The organism is Rhizobium giardinii bv. giardinii H152 (assembly GCF_000379605.1).
In the GTDB taxonomy this organism is placed as follows: Bacteria; Pseudomonadota; Alphaproteobacteria; order Rhizobiales; family Rhizobiaceae; genus Pararhizobium; species Pararhizobium giardinii.
Genome location: NZ_KB902613.1, coordinates 24,692 through 47,345, shown reverse-complemented (window position 1 = coordinate 47,345; position 22,654 = coordinate 24,692). Strand labels below are relative to the sequence as shown.

Below are 22,654 nucleotides of genomic sequence, written 5' to 3'. Positions count from 1 at the left end.
CGCCTGCCGCTCGCAAGCGGCACCAAAAGGCACAAGGCCGGCTCAATGAGCCGGCCCGAACTGGAAGGGATCGTACTCGGCAACCGTCTCGACTTCGCCGTCTTCGAGTTCGTCGGACGGAAGGACGGAGTATGACTGGTCGCCGGAGCGAAACAGCGTGACGGGGACCATCAGGGTGCGGGCGAGCTGGAAAGCGTGGTTTTGCGCAATGACAAGATCAGACATTGAAGGCTCCATCTTCGGAGCGGGCCGATCCCGCTCGATGGCTCCTTCGAAGGGCCGGGGCCCGGTCGCGATCACCGCGAAGGCGAAGTCGAGCGGCGGCAGCTTGGCTAGCCGACCCCGTCAGCGGGTTGATCGTGGAAGATCCGGAACCGGACCAGGAAGCCATCACAAGAGAGCGGGATTGGACTGCTTTCTGATGGACCCACGCCTTCAGCGGAACGATCCGCCTCGCAAAACCCCGCCCTTCGCCCGCCTCCTCATGAACCTGGATCCAGCTGGCATGTCAGGCGCGATCTCGCTTTGTCCTGCCGTCCCCGAGTTCCTCGTTGGCGATCGCCGCGACCGTCACGAAATCCATCTCCGGTCGCGGGCTGATCCGGGCAACCTCCGCCGCCACTTTCGCCCAGTGGACGAACTCGCCGGCTGCCCCTCGCGCTGGCGCGCGAGCGGCCAAGCGTTGCGCCGCATCTCGCAAGATCGCTTTGACGGAATAGTGGAGGCCGCTCGTTCACCCGCCATTTACGCGTTGCATGCGATCACAGGGATCTGCGCGACAAGTATTGCGTTCGCGCTGACCCGATCTTGCGTGTCACTTTGGTAACCTCCGCGAGGGCTGCAAGCGAAGCTGGGCTCCGACCCGATCTTTCACAGCCGTGGCCGTGTTTGCGGATAGAGCCATGGCGAGACGGATCGACCGTGACGATCGACGCGCGCAACCACGACTTCCGCCGACAACTGGTCATCGATAGCGGCGAGCGCCGCTTCTTCGCGGTCAAGCAGCATTCTGCGCCGATCGACGTTCTGCTCCCAGAGCAAGGCTTCCAGGCACTCAAACACGGCCGCGCGTTCCGCCATGACTTTCGGGTGCATATGCAGCCAGCGCAGGAACGGGATGGCTCCCTCCGTCTTTCGCCACAGGTCGCCGCACTGCTCGATATAGTCATGCGCAACCTCCGGCTCGGCCAAGTTGGAATGGTGCCAGATCGCAAGCGGCATCGGATCCGGGTTTCCACTCAAGATTTCGGCAACATAGCCATTCGCCGCAAAACCGCGACGCAGGCTGGTGGCGGCGGCAACCAGATTGCCTGCCAGGAAATGGAGCAGTCCCATGTCGTAGTGATAAGGCGGGTATTGATCGGCCTCATTTTTGAAGACGCGAGATGCCTTCGCCGTTTTGCCGGCCCGCAGGTATTCCGAGCCGATCAGGAAGCGGATGCCCTGGTTGTCACTGGGGTTCCACGCCAGCATCTTCTCCATCAGAGTCAGCGCCTCTTTGCGCTGTCCGAGATGCAGGCGACAAAGCATGACCCCATGGGCGGCCCGCAGGAACGGCCGGTTCACGAGAAAACTCCGTTCGATCCTACCCGCAAAGCCGGCAGGGAGGGCGTTCTCGCCCAATTGCAGGCCGTGCAGGCAGGCTTCCAACGCAGCCTGCGGCTTTCCCTGTTCGAGAAGAGCGTAGCCGAGATGGGCATGACCATCGATGAAACGGGGATGACGCTCGACGATGCCCCGCAAGGCGGAAAGGTAGCTGGCTTCAGTGAGATTTCCGCTCTCGCGACCATCGAGCGCGGCGTCGAGTTCGTCGACGATCGCGCCATATCCGTCGCCATGGCCGAAGATGCCGTCATCGCCGGCGATCTCGAATGTAACGGGTCCGCCCATTTGCGCGCACCTCTCCTTTGCGACATTTCCAGCGGTTGCGACCGGCGGCGGCAGCGCAGACGAATCGCGAACCAAGATTCGGAGCGACGATAAGCCCGAAGAGGTGCTTTTTCGATCCAGAGTATTCTGCCGCGCAAATAATGGACCCGGTTCCACCTCCTTTTACTTAACCCTGGTGGTCGGAGATTTTCGATCCGCCATCTCTGTCGGTGAAGGCGCGCGAGGCACGCGTCGACGCGATCGATGAGGCGCCTCTTCGGTTGCGGGCATCGGCGGCAGCTAATATGGTTCGCCGGCGGCGCTGAGGCCGCTCAGATCACGGGGGATCTTCATGGCGACCGGTACCGTAAAGTTTTTCAACCAGGACAAGGGCTTTGGCTTCATCACGCCCGACAATGGCGGAGCGGACGTGTTCGTCCATGTTTCGGCCGTAGAGAGTGGAAGTCCGCTTCGTGACGGCCAGAAGGTCAGCTATGACCTTGGCCAGGACCGTAAGACGGGGAAGTCGAAAGCGGAAAACGTCAGATCAGTCTGATCGCATGTCATCTCATTGAATGATTCCTCTGAGCGATCGAAGCGATCGGTAAAAGCTCGGTCGCTCCACCGTCTATCGAGAATGCCGCGGCCAGTCTGACGCTTCTACCCGATCGTGAGCGCGGCCACCTCGCGAGCGCTCCTTCTCCTCGTGGCGCGACGGCTGGCGCCGGATGGCCGCGAATGTTAGATCTATCGGTCCGCTCCTTGATCGAAGAAGGATCGCATCAATGGATGACTGGAAGATCGGGGATATCAGGGTAACCAGGATTCTGGAGATGTGCGATCCTCTGCGGACGCCATCGGAATGGTTCCCCGACTGCAGCGACGAAGCGCTCGAACCGCATCTTCATTGGCTCGCGCCCCGGTCGATATCGCCGGCAACCGGCCGGATTATTCTTCCGATCCAGAGTTTTCTGGTTCGTACCGGACACCACACCATTCTGGTCGACGGTTGCGTCGGCAACGACAAGACGATCGCAGACTTCCCGCATTGGCATCGCCGCAGTGACGGCACCTTCTTGAAGCGGCTGGCAAATGCAGGTGTTGCTCCCGAAGAGATTGACTATGTGTTGTGCACCCATCTTCACGTCGACCACTGCGGCTGGAACACACGATTGGTGGACGGGCGTTGGATACCGACCTTCCCCAACGCCCGCTACATCATGGCGCGGCGCGAGCTCGAGGCCGCACAGGCGGCCTCTGGCGATGCCACACGGACCTATGAGGAGAATGTCCTGCCAATCGTCGAGGCTGGTCGGGCCGTTCTTGTCGATATGGACCATGCGCTCGATGACGAAATCTGGCTGGAGCCGACGCCGGGCCACACGATGGGCCACGTCGTCGCCATCGCACTGCGATCCAGAGGTATAGGAGCGGTGTTTTCCGGCGACCTCATGCATTGGCCGATGCAATGCATATACCCCGACTGGAATTTCCGGTGGGACACCGACCCTGATCAGGCACGCCGGACGCGGTGGGCCTTCCTGGAGGCGTGCTCCGACAATGGCCGCATCGTCATGACGTCGCATTTCCCCTTGCCGTCGGTGGGAACGATCTCGCGACGCCACTCCTCCTTCTGGTTCGATGATTATCAGCCGCCGTAATCGTCGAGGGAGCCCCAATAACGGCCGCCGGCTGCGCGAAACGCGCCAGCAAGGCCGCAGCCGAGGCACTGAGGGCGAAGGCGGTAACACGCACCGGGCAGGCGTGAAGGGCAAGGTTTGGCTCCCTACCCTGCTACGCTCGCCCATCCGGTGCAGGAGAAGCCGCTTGACATCATCGCGGCCAAGAAGAAACAGTTCAAAAAGCCGTCGAGAGCGAAAGCTCCGAGCAAATCGGAACCAGTAGCGAACGACGTCGCCAAACGTCATGGGCGCCGTGCGCAAGTCCATCGAAAATGAACGGGGCTGACAAAATGACAAGACGCAAAGCCCCGATGCCGTTGCTCGATGACTCCGGTGCCGCTCTGCAATCACGGCCGGTGCGAAAACGCGATCCCGCCCAGCCAAGCCTGCCGTTCGATCCGATGCCCGCGCGTATCGAGCCCTGCCTGGCCTTGCTGAAGCCGGCGCCACCAAAGGGACCCGACTGGCTGTTCGAGCTGAAATGGGACGGATACCGCCTGGCCGTCCACATTGAGCCAAAGAGGGTCAGGATCATCACCCGCGGCGGCCACGATTGGACGCACCGCTTTCCCGGAATTGCCGAAGCCGCTAAAACGCTCGGTGTAAGCACCGCCATCCTCGACGGCGAGGCCGTGGTGCTGGACGAGGAGGGCCGCTCCGACTTCGGAGCGCTGCAGCGCTCGCTCAGCGGCCGTGGCGGCAAGAGGTCATCGAGCGAAGCGATCCTCTATGCCTTCGACCTGCTCTATCTCGATGGGCACGATTTCACGGGCACCGAGCTTTCGGTGCGGCGGCATCTCCTCGCGGACCTCATCTCACCGACGAGCGACGGCTCCATTCGCCTGTCGCAGGAGATCGCGGTGGATGGCGAGACCCTGCTCGAACATGCATGCCAGGCGGGGCTCGAGGGCATCATCGCCAAGCATCGCGATCGGCCCTATCGTTCGGGACGCACCGGCGACTGGCTGAAGATCAAATGCATCCAGAGCGAAAGCTTCATGGTCGTCGGCTACGAGCAATCGGCGTCGGCACGCGGCGGCATCGGCAGCCTGCTGCTTGCGGCCCGGAAAGGATATGACTGGGCCTATGTCGGCTCGGTCGGAACCGGCTTCAAGGTGAAAGATGCCGACTATCTGCGCAAGACCCTCGACAAGCTGAAGACGGCCAGGCCGGTCGTGCCGCTGAAGGGCAAGAACCTCGTCTTTGCCCAGCCGACGCTGATTGCCGAAATCGAGTTCCGCGGCTGGACCCATGACGGCAGCCTCCGTCATGCCTCCTACAAGGGTTTGCGGGAGGTCCAGGACAATGCCGCCGTCTTCGACATCGCCGATCGACCTTCTGGACTCTAATCCCGAACCCACTATGCCGCCTTGCAACTCGCAGCGAGATAGCCGCTGAACATCAGCGTCAGCTGCTTTTCGGCCTCGACACTTGCGGCGTGGGGCATAACCCGCATGCAGAAGGCCGGCACGGTGCCAAAGATCACCGCGGTCAAGGTTTGAGCGATCACATACGGATCGTTGAAGCGGCCGTCGCTGGCACCGAATAGCAGCGCCTCGATTGCCTGTTCACTTCGCCGGGTCGCCGCTTCGATCAATGCGCGAGCATCGAGCTCCATGGCAACAAGGTAGAGGGCGGGAGAGATCTCGGATTGCGCCATCCGCGCAGCAAGATAGGCCTTCACCACGCCCGCAGCGATCGTTTCTATGTTGGCGCCTTGGTTGTCGCGACATGCATTCTCGACGGCCTCGGCCAGCGTGGAGAGGTGTTGCTCCAAAACTGCGAAGAGCAGGGCCTGCTTGTTCGGGAAATACTGATAAAGCGTTCCAACGGAAACGCCTGCCCGATGCGCGACGCGCGTGGTGGTCAGGCGGGTTGGCCCATCGCTCAACAAAACCTGAATGGTCGCCTCGAAAATCGCGTCGACGGTGGCGATCGACCGGTCCTGACGCGGTGATTTCCGGGGGGTTAGCGTTGGTGCGAGGCCGTTTCCCATAAGCGAATCCAAAAGCTGAATAATGCTTCATATATATCCTCTGTCCCCGCCGCTCCAGCATATTGCGGTCCCGTCGGGGCATTCAGAGGCAAATTGGAGACGAATATGGGTAAGTTGGACGGAAAGGTCGCTGTCATCACCGGCGGCAGCGCGGGCATGGGATTGGCGACAGCCAAGCTGTTCGCACGGGAAGGCGCTAGTGTCGTCATCACCGGTCGTGATCAGGCAGCGCTCGATACAGCAGTACAAGCCATTGGAGACGGCGCCGACGCCGTCCGCAGCGATGTTTCCAGGATCGCCGACATCGAGACCCTGCGGGCGCATGTCGAGGAGAGGTATGGTCGCGCCGACATCGTCTTCGCGAATGCCGGCGGAGCACAGCCAAATCTGTTCGAATATATGTCGGAAGAAGAATTCGATTTCACGGTCAATACCAATTTCAAGGGCACCTACTTCACCGTGCAGAAGCTCCTGCCGCTGATGACCTCCGGCGGATCGATCATCCTGAACACCTCGACGCTGAGTGCACAGGGGCGACCTTACGTCAGCGTCTACTCGGCGACCAAGGCGGCCATTCGTTCGCTGGCGCGATCGCTCACCGCGGAACTCACCGAGAAGGGGATACGTGTCAACGCCATGGCGCCCGGGCTTATCGACACCGATCTGCAGCGCAAGGCGGGAATGAGTGACGAGAAGATCAAGCAGACAAACGCCCAGGCCCATGCCCAAATTCCAATGCATCGCAGCGGCACTGCCGATGAGATCGCCAAGGCCGTCCTGTTTCTCGCCTCCGGTGACTCGTCCTATGTCACGGGCACCGAATTGTGCGTCGATGGCGGCTGGGCTCAGATATAGAAAGCGGGATGAACCTCTGCAGCCTGTCCGGCCAGGCTGCAGTTTGGCCCGCCATATCTTCCCGGTTCCGGCTCGATAGGCGAAGCACGCTGCAGTTCACGCCGCCACCGTTGCCAACAGATCAACATGCCGGCGGCTAACAGTCCATCTTCCTGAGCGCATCCTTGAGTGAAGTCGCATTGAGAGTGGCAAGCGCCCGGTCCAGGCGCGATCGGATTTCAGCCTCGGCCTTACCTTCAAGTAGGGCAATTTCGGGAATGCTCCGGCCGAGGGACATCCATTGCAGGCATGATCTTTCCAGGGGCGAGAACTTCCACGGCATCATGAACACCCGGCAGATTGTCTGGTCCTCGTCAACGAACCCTGTCTCAGCTCGAGCGGCCAACCAAATTTCAAACTATGTTCTCCTCCAAAAAAAGGGCTGCCGTCGGGACCTGTTCGACGGCAGCCAAGGTGCCCTGGGAGGGTCGGGAAAAGGTTGTAAGATCGAATGAGCTGCTTCATCTTGCATTCGGCTCAATCGCGAATAGCGGCTCCTGTCAGCGGGTCGAACCAGTGCAGCTTTTGCAGGTCGACTGTCAGCGGCAGCCGCTGGTTGGGCGCGGGCGTGGCTACTGGAGGGATGCGCGCCACCAGGCGATTGGTGCCCTTGCGCCTGAACTCCTCCGGTTCCTCGGCGTCGCTGACGGTGACGGGCGGAGAGGCGATGTCGAAGAAGACGAAGGTGTCGGCGCCGAGCGCCTCGGCGACCGGGATCGGCTCGTTGAACAGCGCCTCTGCCTCCGAGCACACCAGAAACATTTCCGGGCGAATCCCGGCGATGACCTGGCGCCCGGCATAGGCGGAGAGCGCAGCGCTCGCGGGAACCGGGAAAGTGATGCCGGTCCCCGCGATCGTCGCGCGCAGGCTTGCCCCATCCGCCTGAAGCTCGGCCCGCACGAAATTCATCGCCGGCGACCCGATGAAGCCAGCAACGAAGAGATTCGCCGGCCTGTCGTAGAGCCGCTGCGGCGTGTCGATCTGCTGCAAGTTGCTCTCCCCGTCATTGCCGACGGGCTTCAGCACCGCGACGCGGTCGCCCATCGTCATCGCCTCGACCTGGTCGTGCGTGACGTAGAGCGTGGTAACGCCGAGGCGCTGGTTCAGGAGCTTGAGTTCCGCGCGCATCTGGACGCGCAGCTTGGCATCGAGATTGGAAAGCGGCTCGTCCATCAGGAACGCCATCGGATGACGGACGATGGCGCGGCCCATCGCGACGCGCTGGCGCTGGCCACCGGACAGGGCGCCCGGCTTGCGGTGCAGATATTTCGTCAGATCGAGCATCTCGGCTGCATCGCGCACGAGCTTCTCGATCTTGTCCTTCGGCATTTTACGCTGCTGCAGGCCGAAGGCCATGTTTTCATAGACCGTCATGTGTGGATAGAGCGCATAGTTCTGGAACACCATCGCGATGTCGCGGTCCTGCGGCTCGGTGTTGGTGACATCCTGATCGTCCATGAGCAGCCGGCCGCTGTTGAGCAGCTCAAGCCCGGCTGCCATCCTCAGAAGGGTGGACTTGCCGCAGCCCGACGGTCCGACCAGCACGACGAACTCGCCGTCGGCGACCGTGAAGCTCACATTGGCGACGGCGACGGTGCCGTCCGGATAGGTTTTTCCAATCCCGTCAAACGTCATGGACGCCATATAGTTCTACTCCCAGCATCAAGTGGCGAGGCAACTCATCCACGTAGGATGAATGCCTCGCAAGGTTGTTCACGCCATCAGCCGATGGTCACAGGCTTGCCACTGGCGACGGACTCCTCGATCGCCGCCAGAACCTTGGTGTTGGCAAGCCCGTCATTGGCGTCGGCCAGCAAGGGAACGTCGCGCACCACGCTGTCGACGAAGCGGGCGATGGACTCCTGGACGAAGCCGCCGATGCGGGTCGCACCCGTCGGCGTCATGCCGATGTAATCGTTGAAACGCATGCCGCCATCGACGATGCGGCGAAGACCGCCGCTATGGGTGGGATCGGCCTGGATCTGGCCCTTTTCGCCGACGAACTCGATCTTGAAATCGACGAGCGACGGGTTGTCGCGCGACAGGATCCAGCTGTTTTCCATGGTCACGACGGTGCCCTTGGAAAACTCCAGGATCGAGGCGTGGAAGTCCTTGGTATCGACACCGCCGGCCGACAAAGTTCCGGACCGGGCAACGGCGTAAACGCGAGTGACCTCGTCGGCGAGGATAAAGCGCAGGACGTCGACGAGATGACTGCCGAGGAACCAGAGTGCCGAGGATTTCGCGGCCCAGCTCAGCATCTCGAACGGAACGAAGGTCGTGTTCGAGAGCCGCGCCGTGCCGTGCTTGGCAAGGCCGATCTGGCCGTCCTGGATCATGTCGCGGACCTGAGCCAGGATCGGGTTCACCCGGTTGTGGAAGTCGATCATCAGCTTGCCCTTCGACTTGGCGGCAGCCTCAGCGATCTCCTCGGCTTCCTTGACGGTCGTCGCCAGCGGCTTTTCGCTCAAGACATGCTTGTCGGCCTTGAGCGCGGCAAGAATGATCGGCGTATGGGTAAAGTCGGGCGTCGCGACGGACACGGCATCGATCCGGTCGCTGGCGATCAGCTTATGATAATCGGTGAAGGCTTCCGCCGCGCCGAAGCTGTCCTTCATCTTCAGCGCCCTGCCCTCGTCGAGGTCGCAGACGCCGACCAGTTCGGTCTCCGGCAGGACGTTGAAGGTGTGGGCGTGGTTGTTGCCCCAAAGGCCGGCGCCGATGACACCGATGCGAAGTTTGCTCATTTCAAATGACTCCATTCAAACAGAAGAAAGATCAGCCCTTCACCGAGCCGAAGGTGAGGCCTCGGACGACGTAGCGGTCGAAAACCAGGAAGATGATCATCGGCGGGATCATCGCGAGCACGGCGGCTGCGGCGATGTAGTTCCATGTGACGCCGCTGGTCGCGAAATATCCGAGCGTTCCGATCGGAAGGGTGGCGGTCGAGCGCGAACTCAGCACCAGTGGAAAGGCCGCGTTGTTCCAGGCAAACACGAAGGCGAACATCGAGGTGACGATGATGCCGGGGCGAACGATCGGCAGCGTGATGCGCCACATGATCGTATACCAGCGGGCGCCGTCGACACGGGCAGCCTCTTCGAGTTCCGCCGGAACCTCGTCGATGAAGCTCTTCATCAGCCAGACGGAGAACGGAATGGTCAGCGTCTGGAGCACCAGCACCATCGACAAGTAAGAACCTTGCAGGCCGACCCGGGTGATCAGCACGAAATACGGGATCAGGAAGGCGATCGGCGGCGCCATCAACAGGCCGAGATACCAGAGCATGATGTTCTTCTTGCCGCGCATCTTGAAGCGCGAGAGCGCATAGGCCGCAGGAACCGAGAACGGCAGATTGAGGAGCACCGCGCCGATCGCGACGATCAGCGAGTTCACCAGTTGTGGCGCATTGGTGCCGGGATCGACGAGGATATGCCGGAAGGCATCGAAGGTCGGCTCGAATGTGAGCTGCGGCGGCATGGCAAAAGCCGTTTCTGCCGGACGGATCGCGAGCGCCAGAAACCACAGGATCGGACCGATGAAGATTGCCAGGAACAAGAGACCGGCAGCATAGGTGAGCGCGGTATAGAAGGTCTTGGCTCTGGCCATATCACCACTCCTCATTGCGGAAGGCGAAGAACACGTAGAGGGCGACGATGATGTTGACGATCAGCACCGTGATCCACGTCTGGGCGCTGACGAGCCCGACATTGAAGTTGACGAGGCCCTGCTCATAGAGCGAATAGCCAAGCGTGCGCGTCGACGTCCCCGGCCCGCCGCGGGTCAGCACCAGCACGGTGTCGAAGGTGTTGAAGATCTGCATGAAGCGCAGCATGACGATGATGGTCGCCGTGCGCCGGATGAGCGGCAGCTTGATGCGCATGAGGATCGTCCAGGCCGATGCGCGATCGAGCCGCGCGGCCTCGATGATCTCATCGGGGACAGAAAGCAGGCTTGCATAAAGAACGATGGCGAAGAAGGGTGTCCACTGCCAGATATCGACGAAGAGGATGGCGGCGAGCGCGGTCGTCGGTGATCCGAGAATCCCCTCGGCTGGAACCGGCAGCCAGAGCGACTGCAGCACCCAGGTCAACAGACCGCCGCCGGGATCATAGAGATAACGGAACAGGAAGCCGACGACGATCGGCGCGATGGTGGTCGGCAGGATCAGCAGCGCCCGCACGACGTTCATGCCGGGCAGCGCCTTGAGCAGCACCAGCGCGATCGTCAGGCCGAGGCCAAACTCGATCGCGGTACCCAGAACCGAAAGGATCAGCGTGTTGGTGAGTGCCGCGCGAAAATCAAACGCGTTGAGCGCCTGGACGTAGTTGTCGAGGCCGACGAAGGCCATCGGCTCCGGCCCGACCTGCAGGTTCCAGAAATAGAAACTCGATCTGAGGGCAAAGAGCAGCGGATAGGCGATCAGGGCAAGCAGCATGATCACGGAGGGAGCAATCAACAGGTAAGGCAGGTTGCGGCGGACGAAGCCCCTTCGGACAGGCGCGAGCGCCCGTTGCGAGCGAATGGTGGTAGCGTGCATGGTCGAAGTCCAGTTCTTCTTCACTCGTTTTGCCGGCGCGAGCGTTGCCGCGCCGGCCCGAGGAGAATTCTATTACGCCTTGCCGAGCGTGCCGATCAGGGCCTTGGCGCCGTCGAGCGTGTCGGCGAAGCTTTCCTTCTGGTACGGGATCATCAGATTGCCCTTGAGGATGCTTTCGAACAGGCTGTTGGTGCGCTCGAGCGCCGTCTTCGGATCTTCGCTGCCGGTCAGAAGCTGGTTGAGCGTCAGGCCAAGCACGCTTTCGACCGCGGTGTAACCGGGAACCGGCGGACGCGTGATCTTGCCGTTGCCCTGTTTCATCATGTCGTACTGGACATCGAGGTAGGGATAGATCGCCTTGACGTCTGCGTCCTCATAGAGCGACTTGCGGGCAAAATCCGAGAACTGGAAATTGAGGTCCGGCCACTCAGCCATCTTCTTCTGGGTCGCCTTCGATGTTGCCCATTTGATAAAGGCGTAACCGTTATCCTGCCGGTCGGAACTGGACGGAACACCGAGGCTCCAGCCGCCGAGGCTGACTGTCTGGGCCACGCCATCTGCCTTCGGCAGTGCAGCGGTCGCATATTTATCCATGACGTCGGACTTCTTGCCGGTCATGTAGCCGTTATTCTTGACGAGATAGAAATACGGCGTCCACCAGTAGAACATGCCGATATCGCCCTTGGCGAAACGGGTGCCGGCGTCGAACCAGACGTAGTTGATCGCTTCGGGCGGCGACAGCTTGTAGAGCTGCCGGTAGAGCTCGACCGACTTTGCCCAGGCCGGACCGGTGAGCTGCGGCGAGAAATCCCAGGGCGCGCCGGGGAAGGATTTGAACCAGTTCGCGCCGTGGCTTGCCGACAGCTGGGTGAACATATGGGTGATCGGAGACGGCTGCGATCCGCAGATGACCGTCGGGAACAGCGGCTTGCCGCCGAACGACTTTCCTTCGAGCGACTTCAGCGTTTCGACGTACTTCGTCCAGGTCCAGTCTTCAGAGGCCTTGGTCGGAGGCGCGGCGATGCCAAAACTGTCGAAGATGTCCTTGCGGTACATCACCCCTTGCGCATAGGCCGCGACCGGCAGCGTGGCGATCTGGCCGCGCCACATGTTCGACGAATAGAGGACCTCGGGGATGAAATCGGCAAGGTCGATATCGCTATCCTTGGCGATATAGTCGTTGAGCGAAATGATCCAGCCGTTGTCGAGGTATTGGCCGAGCCACATCTGGTCGACGGCGATGACGTCTGCATCCGACGTCTTGGCGACGAAGGCCGAAACCAGGCGGGTTTGCAGCGCGTCATAGGAAAGGCTTTCGAGCTCGACCTTGATTCCGGTTTCCTTTTCGAACTCCGGGATCATCGCTTTCATCGAGAAGAAGAACGGATCTTCGACCGACAGAACGCGTACGGTCTTGGCGTCTTCAGCGCCTGCGCGCCGTGGGGCGACAAGCGCACCGGCGCTTGATGCCAGGAGAGCCGCGACAGATGCCGACTTCAGCATGTTCCGGCGCGACATATTTCCAATATCGAATGTCATGAGTTCCTCCTCAATTGCCCGTAAATCCAACCTCACTCGATATCGGAAAGCCAGTCTGGCGCCGCGCTCGATTAGATTGTTATCCTCCATCTGCCTCGTTTTGGCAGTATGTTTGTACTTCGCACAAACTTATGATACTGTCAAGAAGTCGTCACAAGGATTCTGACGAGCGTGACCTGACCAGCCATCCATTGGGTCCACGGGTAAGCAAACAAGCGCCATCTGGTCGAGCAAGCGCTCACAGGTTAGAAAGACGAGCCGGCAAATCGGAGAGAAAAGTTGAAGTTCGAGAAACAGCCATCCTACTCACTGGGGCAGCGCAGTCCTTCCAACAAGGAAATTCTGCCTGGCGAGGGTGGCGTCAACGTGACACTTGTCTCCCAGTCGACCCTCGGCGAGATCAATCGTGGGCGCGTTCTGCAGGCCTTGTACGACAATGGTCCGAAGAGCCGCGCCGAACTTGCCCGGTTGGCAGGCGTCAACCGCACCACGATTACGGGCATCGTCCAGCCGATGATCGAAGAGGGACTGCTCGTTGAAGGCGACGCGGTACCCTCCGACTTCAAAGGCGGAAAGCCGGCGCGTCCGATCTATTTCAATCCGGAAGCCCCGATGCTCGGCGCCGTGCTTCTCCTGCCCGGCAGGATCCAGACATGCCTGGTGACGCTGAGCGGAGAAATCAGCGCACTCTCCAAGGCTGACTTCGATCCGCATGGCGAACAAGATGTGTTTCTGCAGATCTTGAAGGACACCTTGTCCGCAACGCTGTCCCAAGCTCATCGGGCGCCGTTCGGGATCGGCATCGCATCGGCAGGAATGATCGACAGCGACAACGGGGTTATCCTTGCCGTCAATCTCGCGCCCGTGCTGGCGGGCCTTCCGTTGGTCGATATCCTGCAGGAGCATTTCGCGTTGCCTGTCGTCATCGATCATCATCCGCGCGCGCTCCTTGTGGGGGATCGATGGTTTGGGCCGGGACGAGGCCAGCAGACGTTCGCGGCGATCTATACCGGTGAGGTTCTGGGCGGCGCCTTCTATATCGACGGGCGCGTCTATCGGGGGCTTGCCGGTTCCGGAGGTGAACTCGGCCACACCGTGGTGCAGATCGATGGCGAACTTTGCAACTGCGGCAAGCACGGATGTTGGGAAACTGTCGCCGCCCTGCCCTGGCTGCGGCGAGAAGCGGGTCGACTGGGCCTGGCAAACCCCGAGAGTGTCACCTGTGCTCGCCTCGTTAAAGAGGTCGCCGAAGGATCGGAGGCGGCTGATGACCTGCTCGATCACTATGCGCGCAACGTCGCCTTTGGGATCCTCAACCTGCAACAGACCCTTTCGCTTAATTCCTATGTCCTGCATGGAGACATCGCCGGCGGCGGCGGTGTCGCGGCTGAGCGCGTCAGGAGCCATGTCGAGCGGCTGGTGAGGAAACGGCCGAACCAGGAGATTTCCATCACGGTGAATGGCATCGGCGAAGGTCACACCGCTCTGCGCGGCGCCGCTGGCCTGGTTTTGTCCAGCCACCTCAAACTGGTGATTTAGGCAGAAGCGACGATTGTAAGGGCCGCCCGGCCAACCCCATGCTAAACAATGAGCCCGCATTCGGTGGCTCATCGATCATATAAGGTGTGTTAATCCTGGCCGGCGAGCCGCTTCTCGTAAAAAGATCACGGCATATCCGTGCAACATCCCTTCCCCGCGGCGAATATAGAGGGCATAGCGCTGGTTTCCCGCTAAACAACGCTAAGGGAGATGCAATGCTCGATCTCGGCCAGGCAGAATTCCTTGACCGGAATCCGACCTAAACGCCCACTCTATGTCGTTAGAGAGTCCCTCAAGGGGCTTCTGTTATGAGGAGGTGACGGACCGGCTCACGATCGACGAATTCGGCCTTTGCGTGCCGCAACACGTGCCGCTGCCCTGCAAACGGAACCATGATCAATGCTCGTCGAAGGAAACCCAACGAAACTGGCGGTGTTCGTGATTGATGATCACGGTCGCTGGGGGTGCTACGAAACCGACGAAGACCGGCAGCAAGCTGATTGAATCTCGATCAGCTTCGTAGATTGCTCGCAAATTTCGGCAGAGTAAAACCGGTAGCACGTAAGATCGGTCTCTTCCTTGACTTCGCGGAGCGCCGTCTGCCATGCCTTTTCGGGCAAACACACAGATGATGCTAGCGTTTGTTGCGCATAAGTTTCTGACGGCAACTCTGCAAATCTCGCTCGATATGCGCGTGCGAATTCACCAAGGTTAATATAGCCCCAGGCGTAAGCAACCTGGGACACCGTCACTTGCCCTGAACCTGCCTGCAAATCGCGTCGAACGCCCTGCAGACGCTGTTCCCTCAAATAGCTGCTGGGAGTGTATCCTCGGAACTGTTTGAACGCATTCGTCAGCGTTCGAACGCTTGTTTGAACTGCCTGCGCAACGTCAGTCATTGTAGGGAGTTGGCGAGCATAATCCATCATGAATTGTTCAGCGATCTTAACGTGGCGTGGTGCCAGGTTATTGGAGGGCGATTCCAGGTCCAACCCTGCACGGGCTGCCCATTCATTGAGAAGGTGTATGCATATTGTCTGTTCGAGGTGCCGGCCCACCCGGTCGTTTGACAACCGATCCGGCGCATCCGCGATGCAGCACATCGCATATTGCAAAAGAGCCAACCAGCTTGATTGTTCACCGCCCACGCTCGTTTTGTATTGCCACAAGGCGTCGCCTGGCACGAAGCCGAACCAGTCGCGGCAGGTCTGTTCCAGCACTGCGTGAGGTATAGTCAGATTTAATTGCAGGTGATCAGGGTCGAAATCGACGTAGTAATCCGTTCGACTACAATCGACGATGAATGACTGGCCGGGTCGCGTTTCGACGGAACTTGACGCGTTTATTCTGTGTCGCGCATTCCCACCAATCGTGGTGAGAACAACTGCATTACCACTCTCCGGCGACCAGTCGCCGATGTTTACCGGGATACCGTATGCAAAGCGCGTGACAATAATCCTGCCGATCTTCGCCGAATGCATTGTTGAAGCGGGCGACGCTCCCTTGCCCACAGCGGACACATGATAGGGCATATAGACAACGCTCGACCAAGCCCGGATTTCATCCCAGTCCTCTGACAGGACTTTATGATGTTGCTTGATCGGCTGTCCCTTCGAATCAAGCAGAAGTGCATTTTCCAACATCGGCTTCCTCCCTGAAGCAAAGTCGTCCGAGGACCGTATTCGGACCGGCTAAAAAAAGATAGCGCGAGGCGCTTTCGTGAGGCGTCGCTCGGCTCGAGCCGGAGAAATCTTATGCCGAATTCAGACATGCGCTTCCGATGGCAGACAGAAATCTTTGACCGGTACTTCTATTAAGAAACGACATCGCGAGGAGGCGATGGGTTCACATCAACAAAATATCGCGGCCACGCGGCACGCGTGTGCACGTTTTTCGGGAGGAAGCGGATGGCAGACAATCTTCAATCCAAAGCAGACGCAGTGTTGGCGCGTGCAGTAGCTAGCAAACCAGGTATTCCAGGGGTCGTCGCCGTCGCAACTGACCGAACAGGCAACATTTATGAGGGTGCGGCAGGCTTCCGCAGCCTGAGCGGCGGCAAGGAAATGACGACCGATAGCGTGTTTGCAATCTTTTCCACGACGAAGGCAATAACGGGTACGCTGTGTCTTCAGCTTGTTGAAGACGGTAAGCTGGACCTCGACGCGCCCGCGAAGAATTATGCTCCAGCAATTGGAGAGCTGCTTGTCATCGAGGGCTTCGATTCCGGCGGCACACCCCGCGTGCGACCGCCGAAGCGCGATGTCACTACGCGCATGCTGCTGCTGCACACCGCAGGCTTCGGGTATGATTTCTTCAACGAGACTTACAATCGGCTCGCTGAGGAGCATGGCCAGCCAAGCGTCATAGCCGCGTCCCGGAAGGCGCTCCAAACGCCGCTTCTGTTCGACCCGGGAGAGCGCTGGGAATACGGATCGAATATCGACTGGGCCGGGCAGGTGGTCGAGGGTGTCACCGGCTCGAGGCTTGGCGAGGTCATGAGGAGCCGCATTTTCGATCAGCTCGATATGCAGGACACGGCGTTCACCATGACCTCATCAATGCGTTCGCGCCTCGCGACGATGCATCAAAGAGACAAAGCCGGGAAGCTCGCCGTTCTCGCCGACTTCGTGCTGGAGCAAGATCCGGAGGTCCATATGGGCGGTCACGGACTGTATTCAACGGCTCTTGACTACGCAAAGTTCATCCGCATGTGGCTGAACGACGGCGACGGACCGAATGGCCGGGTCCTCAAGCCAGAAACCGTGGCTTTGGCTGAGAAGAACGGTTTAGGTGAAATGAAGATCAGGAGGCTTCCCGGAGTTATCCCCAAACTGTCCAATGACGCGGAATTCTTTCCTGGAATGCCGAAAAGCTGGGGGCTCACATTCATGATCAATGAAGAGGATGCCCCAACTGGACGGTCGGCAGGATCCTTGGCCTGGGCCGGTCTGGCCAATCTCTATTACTGGATCGACAGGAAGCGCGGGATTGGGGGCTATTGGGCTACGCAAATCCTTCCTTTTGCCGATGCGGCGTCAGTGGGGGGATACCTCGAATTCGAAACGGCGATATACAACCACCGGAAAGGCTGACGCGATTGAGCATCTGCGCTCGCGGGACGAAATTGTTTCCAACGATCTCCTGTCACCGGTCGGGTGGGAGCATATCGCCTTTTCCGGCGACTTCCTGTGGGATCGTGCCGCGAACGTAACCGGCCGAAAACCGCTCAATCTATCCGCAAAACAGCGGGTGGCATGACAGCGTTCGGGACACTTCTAGCTAAGCGTTGTTCAGCGGGAAACCAACACTATGCCCTCAATATAGCCAGCCAACTCATAAACTCTTTGAGCCCCTGTCTGGATCTTTGTCCTGTCGAGCTTTATCCACTTGAATCCCAGAGCCACGGCCCGCGATTCCAGTTCACCAAGAAGCCTCCTTCCAAGCCCTCGTCGTTGAAAGGCGGGGTCGACCCGCATACGCTTCAGCTCTGCGACATCGTCCTTCACAGGTTTCAACCCACCCATGGCAGCGAGTCGGGGGCTGATACGCGCAACTATGAAGTCTCCGCCTGACACGATGTACACATCTCCGACATTGCGTAAATCATCCTCCCACATCCCTTCCGGACCACGCACACCGACGGCCTCAGATGTGCTTCTTGCAGATGCCATACATCATCGGCATCCCCTGACTGGAACCGACGAAAGATCACTTCGTCCTGAAACATCGACTATCACCCTCTCGTGTCCGACGCCTGCGTGGGCGGCATCGCGATAAGGCCGCCTGGGCGAATAGGAGCCGTCGCCCTCCTACGGCATCGTTCATCGACTTCAGATAATAGGCTGCGTTTCCGAAAATCATACCCGGAGGCTCCCGCGCACCGGCATTTTGATTGACACGCCTTTTTGTTTGTGCGACGCACGAACAAACTAATTCGCAACGACGAAATCGGTGTGCGTCGATAGAAGCCGGCCTTCCCTACCTCGAACATGCATTCACAAACCGCGGGGCGCCCATGGCCTTTCTGATCGGAATTGATGGTGGTGGAACAAGTTGCCGCGCGGCGGTCGCAGGTCCGGATGGCCGCATTCTTGGTCGCGCGAAATCCGGCGCCGCCAATATTCTTTCCGATCCTGACACTGCACTCCAGAACATAATTGAGGCGGCTCGTGCCGCGTTTGTCGAAGCGGGTCTCGATCCCGCTGGCATCTGCGAAGCATGCGCGGTGCTCGGGGTGGCCGGGCACAATGTTGGCGACCCGGTCCATCATGTGCAGCGACGGCTACCGTTCGCAAAAGCGCAGATCGAGTCCGACGGGCTTATCGCACTCCAGGGCGCGCTGGGCGACAAGGATGGCGCGGTCGCGATCCTGGGTACGGGCACGATCTACATCGCACGCCAAGGGCAGAGCGTGCGGTATACAGGAGGCTGGGGCTTTACAATCGGAGACCTTGGCAGCGGCGCCCGAATTGGTCACGCGCTCTTGCAGGAAACCCTGCTCGTTCATGACGGCATTCACGCTCCCTCCCCTCTCGCCAGTTCCGTCCTTGCGGAGTTCCACAACGACCCGCGCGAGATCGTGGAATTTGCGCGTCTGGCAAAGCCTGGCGATTTCGGCCGCTATGCGCCGCCGGTGTTTCAACATGCCGAACAGGGCGATGTCATCGCAACGCGTCTGTTAGCGGCCGCCGCGGTCACGATTGATGACGCGCTTGACCGTCTCGTCGCTCAAGGGATGCAGAAGCTCTGTCTCCTTGGTGGCCTGGCACCGCTTTATCGTCCCTGGATCGCCAAGCGGCACCAATCGCGGCTCGCAGAACCCGAAGCCGATGCCCTCACAGGCGCAGTCGCTCTCGCGCTCGCGCGCTACGGCGACGATCGGAGCTCTGCGGCATGAGCGCTAGACACTCGGCTTCGGTTTCCGATGCGGACATACATCTTGAGGGCGCGGGTCCGCTCTATCACAAACTTCGGCGGTCGCTCGAAGAGGCGATCCTGTCGGGCAGGCTTGGCAGCGGAGAGGCATTGTCGCCCGAGCGCGATCTCGCCGACTCCGCGCGGGTCAGCCGGGTGACCGTTCGCAAAGCCATCGACCAACTGGTACGCGATGGCCTCCTCGTGCGCCGCAGGGGCTCCGGGACCTTCGTCTCCCGTTCGCTGGCCCTGCTGGCTCAACCGGCGTCGCCCGCACCGTCGCCGCCGACCGAGGATATGTTCTGGCCGGCTTCGAACCTGCGAACCGAATGGCTGGAGCGTCAGATCACCAGCCCATCATCGGACGAGATGATGGCGCTTGGCCTTTCCGCCGGCGCAAAGGTCGCTCGCCTGGCCCGGCTCCGCATATCCGGGGGTTTGCCGTTTGCGATAGAACGCAGCTGCGTTTCAGTTGAGTTCCTGGCGAACCCGCTCAGCGTCTCGACCTCGATTTACGCCGCGCTGCAAGACAGAGATGCGCGGCCCGTGCGCGCGATTCAACGCCTGTTTGCAAGCCCCATTCGTGAGCCGGATGCCTCGGTACTTGGCGTAGCGGATGGAGCCGCCGGTCTCCTGGTCAGGCGCGTGGGCTTTCTCCATTCCGGCCGGCCGGTCGAATTTACCTGCTCGCTCTGTCGGGGCGATACCGACGGCTTCGTCAACGAATTCACGATCCCAGAAACCTGAGCCCATGGTCTCGAGTGGAGCCTTCCAAATGGAGATGACTGTGCAAACAAATATGCGCCGCGAGATAGACGAGATCCCCGAAGCGGCTGCCCGGCTGCTTGAGCGATCGGAGAAAGCCTTTGCTGATGCCGGGGAAGCGTTTCGCACCAGGGATCCGGCCTTCGTCGTCACGATTGCCCGCGGCTCGTCGGATCATGCTGCACTGTTTCTCAAATATGCCATCGAACTGACCGCTGGCGTGCCCGTCGCCTCGCTCGGACCGTCGCTTGCGTCGATCTATGGCGCCAGGCTGAAACTTGGCCGCGGTGCAGCGATCGCAATTTCGCAATCGGGCAAGAGCCCCGACATCGTCGCCATGGCTGAAGCCGCAACCCGCGCCGGCGCCACGTCGATCGCGCTGACGAATACGCTGCCCTCGCCGATCGCCGATGCCTGCAGCCATCCGCTGGATATTCTTGCAGGGACCGAACATGCGGTCGCGGCAACCAAGTCCTATGTAAACTCCATCGTCGCCGGCCTCGCGATCCTCGGCCATTGGACAGGTGATGCGTCGCTGAAGCGCGCCGTGGCGGATCTTCCCAGGCACTTTGCCGACGCCGTGAAACTCGATTGGCAGGACTTCGCCGCCGACGCTGATCAAGCGACATCCCTCTATGTGCTCGGTCGCGGGCCGGCTTTGGCGATCGCCAGTGAAGCGGCATTGAAGTTCAAGGAAACGACCGGCGTCCATGCGGAAGCCTTTTCTGCCGCGGAAGTGCTGCACGGACCAGTGGCGCTTGTCGGCGTGGAATTCCCGGTGCTTGCGCTGGCGTCACGCGACGCCGCCGAGGCATCGACGGTCGTCGTTGCCGATAGCCTGAAAGCCAAGGGAGCTATCGTCCGTGTCACCTCGGGACGAGCAGAGAAGGCCAAGTCCCTACCTTCTATTGAGACTGGCCATCCGATCACCGATGCGCTGGCGCTCATCCTCCCCTTCTATGGATTCGTCGAAGCCTGGTCACGCGCGCGAGGCCTCAATCCCGACGCGCCGACGCATCTCAAGAAAGTGACCGAGACGAAATGAGCGGAAAAAGGAGGATAGTCGGCGCACGGATCTTTGACGGTCTGGAGTGGCATGATCACGCAGCGCTTCTGATCGAAGACGGCCGGGTCCTTTCCATCCTTCCGGATGACGCCCTCATCGACGACGCCGAAACGGTGCACGCCCCTGGCCAATTGCTGGTGCCGGGCTTTATCGATCTGCAGGTCAATGGCGGCGGCGGCGTCCTGTTCAACGAGCAACCGACACTCCAGGGCATTCGCGATATCTGCGCGGCCCATGCGCGGTTCGGCACCACGGCATTGCTGCCGACATTGATTACCGACACATCGAAGGTCACAGCCGCTGCGATTGCCGCCGGGATCGAGGCGAAGGCTGCCCGCGTCCCAGGCTTCCTGGGGCTGCATCTTGAAGGCCCGCACCTCTCGATCGTCCGCAAAGGCGCGCATGATCCATCGCTGATCCGCCCGATGGAGACCCAGGATCTCGACGAATTGCTTAGCTGCGCGGCCGCACTCGGGTGCCTGATGGTCACAGTGGCCCCGGAAAACGTCGCCCCGGAACAGGTGATGGCGCTTGCCGACGCAGGTGTCGTCGTCAGCCTCGGCCACACCGATGCGGATTACAAAACGGCCTGCGCTTACGCGACATCAGGCGCACGCGCCGTCACGCATCTCTTCAACGCCATGAGTGGCCTCGGTCATCGCGAACCCGGCGTGGTCGGCGCGGCGCTGGCGACCGGCACGCTCCACGCGGGCATCATCGCCGATGGCTTTCACGTCGACCCTGCGGCATTGGGCATCGCCATCCGAGGCAAGCAGTGCCCGGGTTGGGTCTTTCTCGTGACGGATGCGATGTCGACGATCGGTACCGACATGACGCGCTTTACCTTGAACGGACGAGAGGTGTTCCGGAACGGCGGCCGCCTGACACTTGCCGACGGCACGCTCGCCGGCGCCGATATCGACATGATTTCCTCCATCCGTTTCGTCTACGAGACACTTGGTCTTCCGCTCGGGGAGGCCATCCGCATGGCCTCCAGCTATCCGGCCGATGTCCTTGGGATTGGCGCTCGCAAAGGGCGGCTCGTGCCGGGGGCCGACGCCGATTTCGTGATCCTGACGCCGGAGCTTCGAGTTCAATCGACCTGGATCGGGGGACAAAGGGCTTTCGAGCAGAACTGACAAGATGAGGTTATATGCGGAGCCGTCGGCAATGCCGACGACGCGCGAACCGGCGCCGTATGACCCCTTGGCAGGCTTTCCTCAATAGTCTCGATCCGTCGGACCCAGGTGACACCGGCACGAGGCGTGTAAATTTCTCATTCTTTAACGATCAGAGGACCGAACTGATGGCTTACGATACCAACCCCTTTGCCCCCTCCGACCAGGAGCGACACGCAATTTGGGAAATGCTCGTGCGAAAGGACGTCGATGGCTTCGTCAACGAGGACTGGTCGATTTTTGCCAACTCGTTCAAGTACGACGGCTTCTGTGGGCTGGATGCCAAAGCCTCACTCGATCCGGCTGATTGGGAAGTTCGGTTTCCGACGGTCGAAACCTATCGAGACGCCTGGCTTTGCGACGCACGTCGCGCTGCGGCGACAGAGTATGGGGAAGATCGGCGGAAGGCGTTGTTTCGCGCCACGAACATGCTCGATATCCGCGTCGAAGGACACACCGCCACGGCGCGAAAAACTTTCGATGACGCGATCGCACTCGCCGACGGCGGATCGCAAAGACTGAACTGGCAATCGGTGTTCTTTTGCACAATGGAAGATCACGCATGGAAGATAACAGGTTTTGTCGGATACTTGCCGTTTCAGCAGACCTTCGGTCGAGAAAGCGGATGAGACTTGATCGAGGACTCGTGCAGTAAGCTCGTGCGCAGGGCGA

22 protein-coding genes are annotated in these 22,654 nt (G+C 60.3%); 11 read left to right on the top strand and 11 right to left on the bottom strand.

From position 1 onward, the window contains the following. Positions 1-42: 42 nt before the first annotated feature. The 3 genes from A3AY_RS0110165 to A3AY_RS0110155 all read right to left on the bottom strand — a co-directional run bounded on the left by A3AY_RS0110165 (position 43) and on the right by A3AY_RS0110155 (position 1,890). Positions 43-225 carry a hypothetical protein gene (locus tag A3AY_RS0110165; RefSeq protein ID WP_018325574.1) on the bottom strand — a complete coding sequence of 61 codons (183 nt, stop codon included), beginning with the start codon at positions 223-225 and terminating at the stop codon, positions 43-45. Positions 226-508: 283 nt separating this feature from the next. Continuing rightward, positions 509-679: a hypothetical protein gene (locus A3AY_RS39085; protein ID WP_018325573.1), complete on the bottom strand. Its 171-nt coding sequence runs from the start codon at positions 677-679 to the stop codon at positions 509-511. Positions 680-870: 191 nt separating this feature from the next. Then, entirely contained in the window at positions 871-1,890 is a 1,020-nt protein-coding gene (locus A3AY_RS0110155) for a tetratricopeptide repeat protein (RefSeq protein ID WP_018325572.1), read from the bottom strand. A gap of 331 nt (positions 1,891-2,221) precedes the next feature. Between A3AY_RS0110155 and A3AY_RS0110150 the strand changes: the two genes are divergently transcribed. The 3 genes from A3AY_RS0110150 to ligD all read left to right on the top strand — a co-directional run bounded on the left by A3AY_RS0110150 (position 2,222) and on the right by ligD (position 4,900). After that, on the top strand, positions 2,222-2,425 hold the full coding sequence (locus tag A3AY_RS0110150; RefSeq protein ID WP_018325571.1) for a cold-shock protein: 204 nt from the start codon (positions 2,222-2,224) through the stop codon (positions 2,423-2,425). Positions 2,426-2,654: 229 nt separating this feature from the next. Then, positions 2,655-3,530, top strand: coding sequence for an MBL fold metallo-hydrolase (locus A3AY_RS0110145; RefSeq protein WP_018325570.1), 876 nt, complete (start codon positions 2,655-2,657; stop codon positions 3,528-3,530). 311 nt (positions 3,531-3,841) lie between these two features. After that, a complete protein-coding gene (ligD, locus tag A3AY_RS0110140; protein ID WP_026203288.1) occupies positions 3,842-4,900 on the top strand; it encodes a non-homologous end-joining DNA ligase in 1,059 nt (352 codons plus the stop codon). Between the two features lie 11 nt (positions 4,901-4,911). Here the strand turns inward: ligD and A3AY_RS0110135 are convergent, their stop codons facing one another. Further along, positions 4,912-5,547, bottom strand: a complete 636-nt coding sequence (locus A3AY_RS0110135; RefSeq protein ID WP_018325568.1) for a TetR/AcrR family transcriptional regulator — start codon at positions 5,545-5,547, stop codon at positions 4,912-4,914. Positions 5,548-5,652: 105 nt separating this feature from the next. Between A3AY_RS0110135 and A3AY_RS0110130 the strand changes: the two genes are divergently transcribed. Next, positions 5,653-6,402, top strand: a complete 750-nt coding sequence (locus A3AY_RS0110130) for a glucose 1-dehydrogenase (RefSeq protein WP_018325567.1) — start codon at positions 5,653-5,655, stop codon at positions 6,400-6,402. Positions 6,403-6,918: 516 nt separating this feature from the next. Here A3AY_RS0110130 and A3AY_RS0110120 read toward each other — a convergent pair. The 5 genes from A3AY_RS0110120 to A3AY_RS0110100 all read right to left on the bottom strand — a co-directional run bounded on the left by A3AY_RS0110120 (position 6,919) and on the right by A3AY_RS0110100 (position 12,520). Further along, the gene (locus A3AY_RS0110120; RefSeq protein WP_018325565.1) at positions 6,919-8,085 is read right to left on the bottom strand and encodes an ABC transporter ATP-binding protein; all 1,167 of its coding nucleotides are present in this window, start codon (positions 8,083-8,085) and stop codon (positions 6,919-6,921) included. A 77-nt stretch (positions 8,086-8,162) separates the two neighbouring features. Further along, complete coding sequence (locus tag A3AY_RS0110115) at positions 8,163-9,188, bottom strand: Gfo/Idh/MocA family protein (protein WP_018325564.1); 1,026 nt, start codon at positions 9,186-9,188, stop codon at positions 8,163-8,165. 31 nt (positions 9,189-9,219) lie between these two features. Beyond that, complete coding sequence (locus A3AY_RS0110110) at positions 9,220-10,050, bottom strand: carbohydrate ABC transporter permease (RefSeq protein ID WP_018325563.1); 831 nt, start codon at positions 10,048-10,050, stop codon at positions 9,220-9,222. A gap of 1 nt (position 10,051) precedes the next feature. Next, on the bottom strand, positions 10,052-10,981 hold the full coding sequence (locus tag A3AY_RS0110105; RefSeq protein WP_026203285.1) for a carbohydrate ABC transporter permease: 930 nt from the start codon (positions 10,979-10,981) through the stop codon (positions 10,052-10,054). 72 nt (positions 10,982-11,053) lie between these two features. After that, complete coding sequence (locus tag A3AY_RS0110100) at positions 11,054-12,520, bottom strand: ABC transporter substrate-binding protein (protein ID WP_018325561.1); 1,467 nt, start codon at positions 12,518-12,520, stop codon at positions 11,054-11,056. 279 nt (positions 12,521-12,799) lie between these two features. On the opposite strand from A3AY_RS0110100, the gene A3AY_RS0110095 reads away from it, so the two are divergent. After that, a complete protein-coding gene (locus A3AY_RS0110095) occupies positions 12,800-14,059 on the top strand; it encodes an ROK family transcriptional regulator (RefSeq protein WP_018325560.1) in 1,260 nt (419 codons plus the stop codon). Positions 14,060-14,526: 467 nt separating this feature from the next. Here the strand turns inward: A3AY_RS0110095 and A3AY_RS0110090 are convergent, their stop codons facing one another. Next, positions 14,527-15,702 (bottom strand): AraC family transcriptional regulator, encoded by a 1,176-nt coding sequence (locus A3AY_RS0110090; RefSeq protein WP_018325559.1) that lies wholly within the window; start codon positions 15,700-15,702, stop codon positions 14,527-14,529. A 264-nt stretch (positions 15,703-15,966) separates the two neighbouring features. Here A3AY_RS0110090 and acmB point away from each other — a divergent pair, with 264 nt between their 5' ends. Beyond that, the gene (gene acmB, locus A3AY_RS0110085) at positions 15,967-17,151 is read left to right on the top strand and encodes a methyl acetate hydrolase AcmB (RefSeq protein WP_018325558.1); all 1,185 of its coding nucleotides are present in this window, start codon (positions 15,967-15,969) and stop codon (positions 17,149-17,151) included. A gap of 198 nt (positions 17,152-17,349) precedes the next feature. On the opposite strand, the gene A3AY_RS34960 is transcribed toward acmB, so the two are convergent. Further along, positions 17,350-17,730 carry a GNAT family N-acetyltransferase gene (locus A3AY_RS34960; RefSeq protein WP_234913188.1) on the bottom strand — a complete coding sequence of 127 codons (381 nt, stop codon included), beginning with the start codon at positions 17,728-17,730 and terminating at the stop codon, positions 17,350-17,352. 344 nt (positions 17,731-18,074) lie between these two features. On the opposite strand from A3AY_RS34960, the gene A3AY_RS0110075 reads away from it, so the two are divergent. From A3AY_RS0110075 to A3AY_RS0110055, 5 genes are read left to right on the top strand one after another with little or no spacing between them, the layout of a single operon-like run. Beyond that, positions 18,075-18,956 (top strand): glucosamine kinase nucleotide-binding domain-containing protein, encoded by an 882-nt coding sequence (locus A3AY_RS0110075; protein ID WP_018325556.1) that lies wholly within the window; start codon positions 18,075-18,077, stop codon positions 18,954-18,956. Then, positions 18,953-19,720: a GntR family transcriptional regulator gene (locus A3AY_RS0110070; protein WP_018325555.1), complete on the top strand. Its 768-nt coding sequence runs from the start codon at positions 18,953-18,955 to the stop codon at positions 19,718-19,720. Before A3AY_RS0110075 ends, A3AY_RS0110070 begins: the two co-directional genes overlap by 4 nt. A gap of 34 nt (positions 19,721-19,754) precedes the next feature. Next, positions 19,755-20,783, top strand: coding sequence for an SIS domain-containing protein (locus A3AY_RS0110065; protein ID WP_083925947.1), 1,029 nt, complete (start codon positions 19,755-19,757; stop codon positions 20,781-20,783). Then, positions 20,780-21,943: an N-acetylglucosamine-6-phosphate deacetylase gene (nagA, locus tag A3AY_RS0110060; protein ID WP_018325553.1), complete on the top strand. Its 1,164-nt coding sequence runs from the start codon at positions 20,780-20,782 to the stop codon at positions 21,941-21,943. The genes A3AY_RS0110065 and nagA overlap by 4 nt, the downstream gene beginning before the upstream one ends. Positions 21,944-22,002: 59 nt before the next feature. Next, a complete protein-coding gene (locus A3AY_RS0110055; protein WP_234913189.1) occupies positions 22,003-22,611 on the top strand; it encodes a hypothetical protein in 609 nt (202 codons plus the stop codon). Positions 22,612-22,654 lie beyond the last annotated feature (43 nt).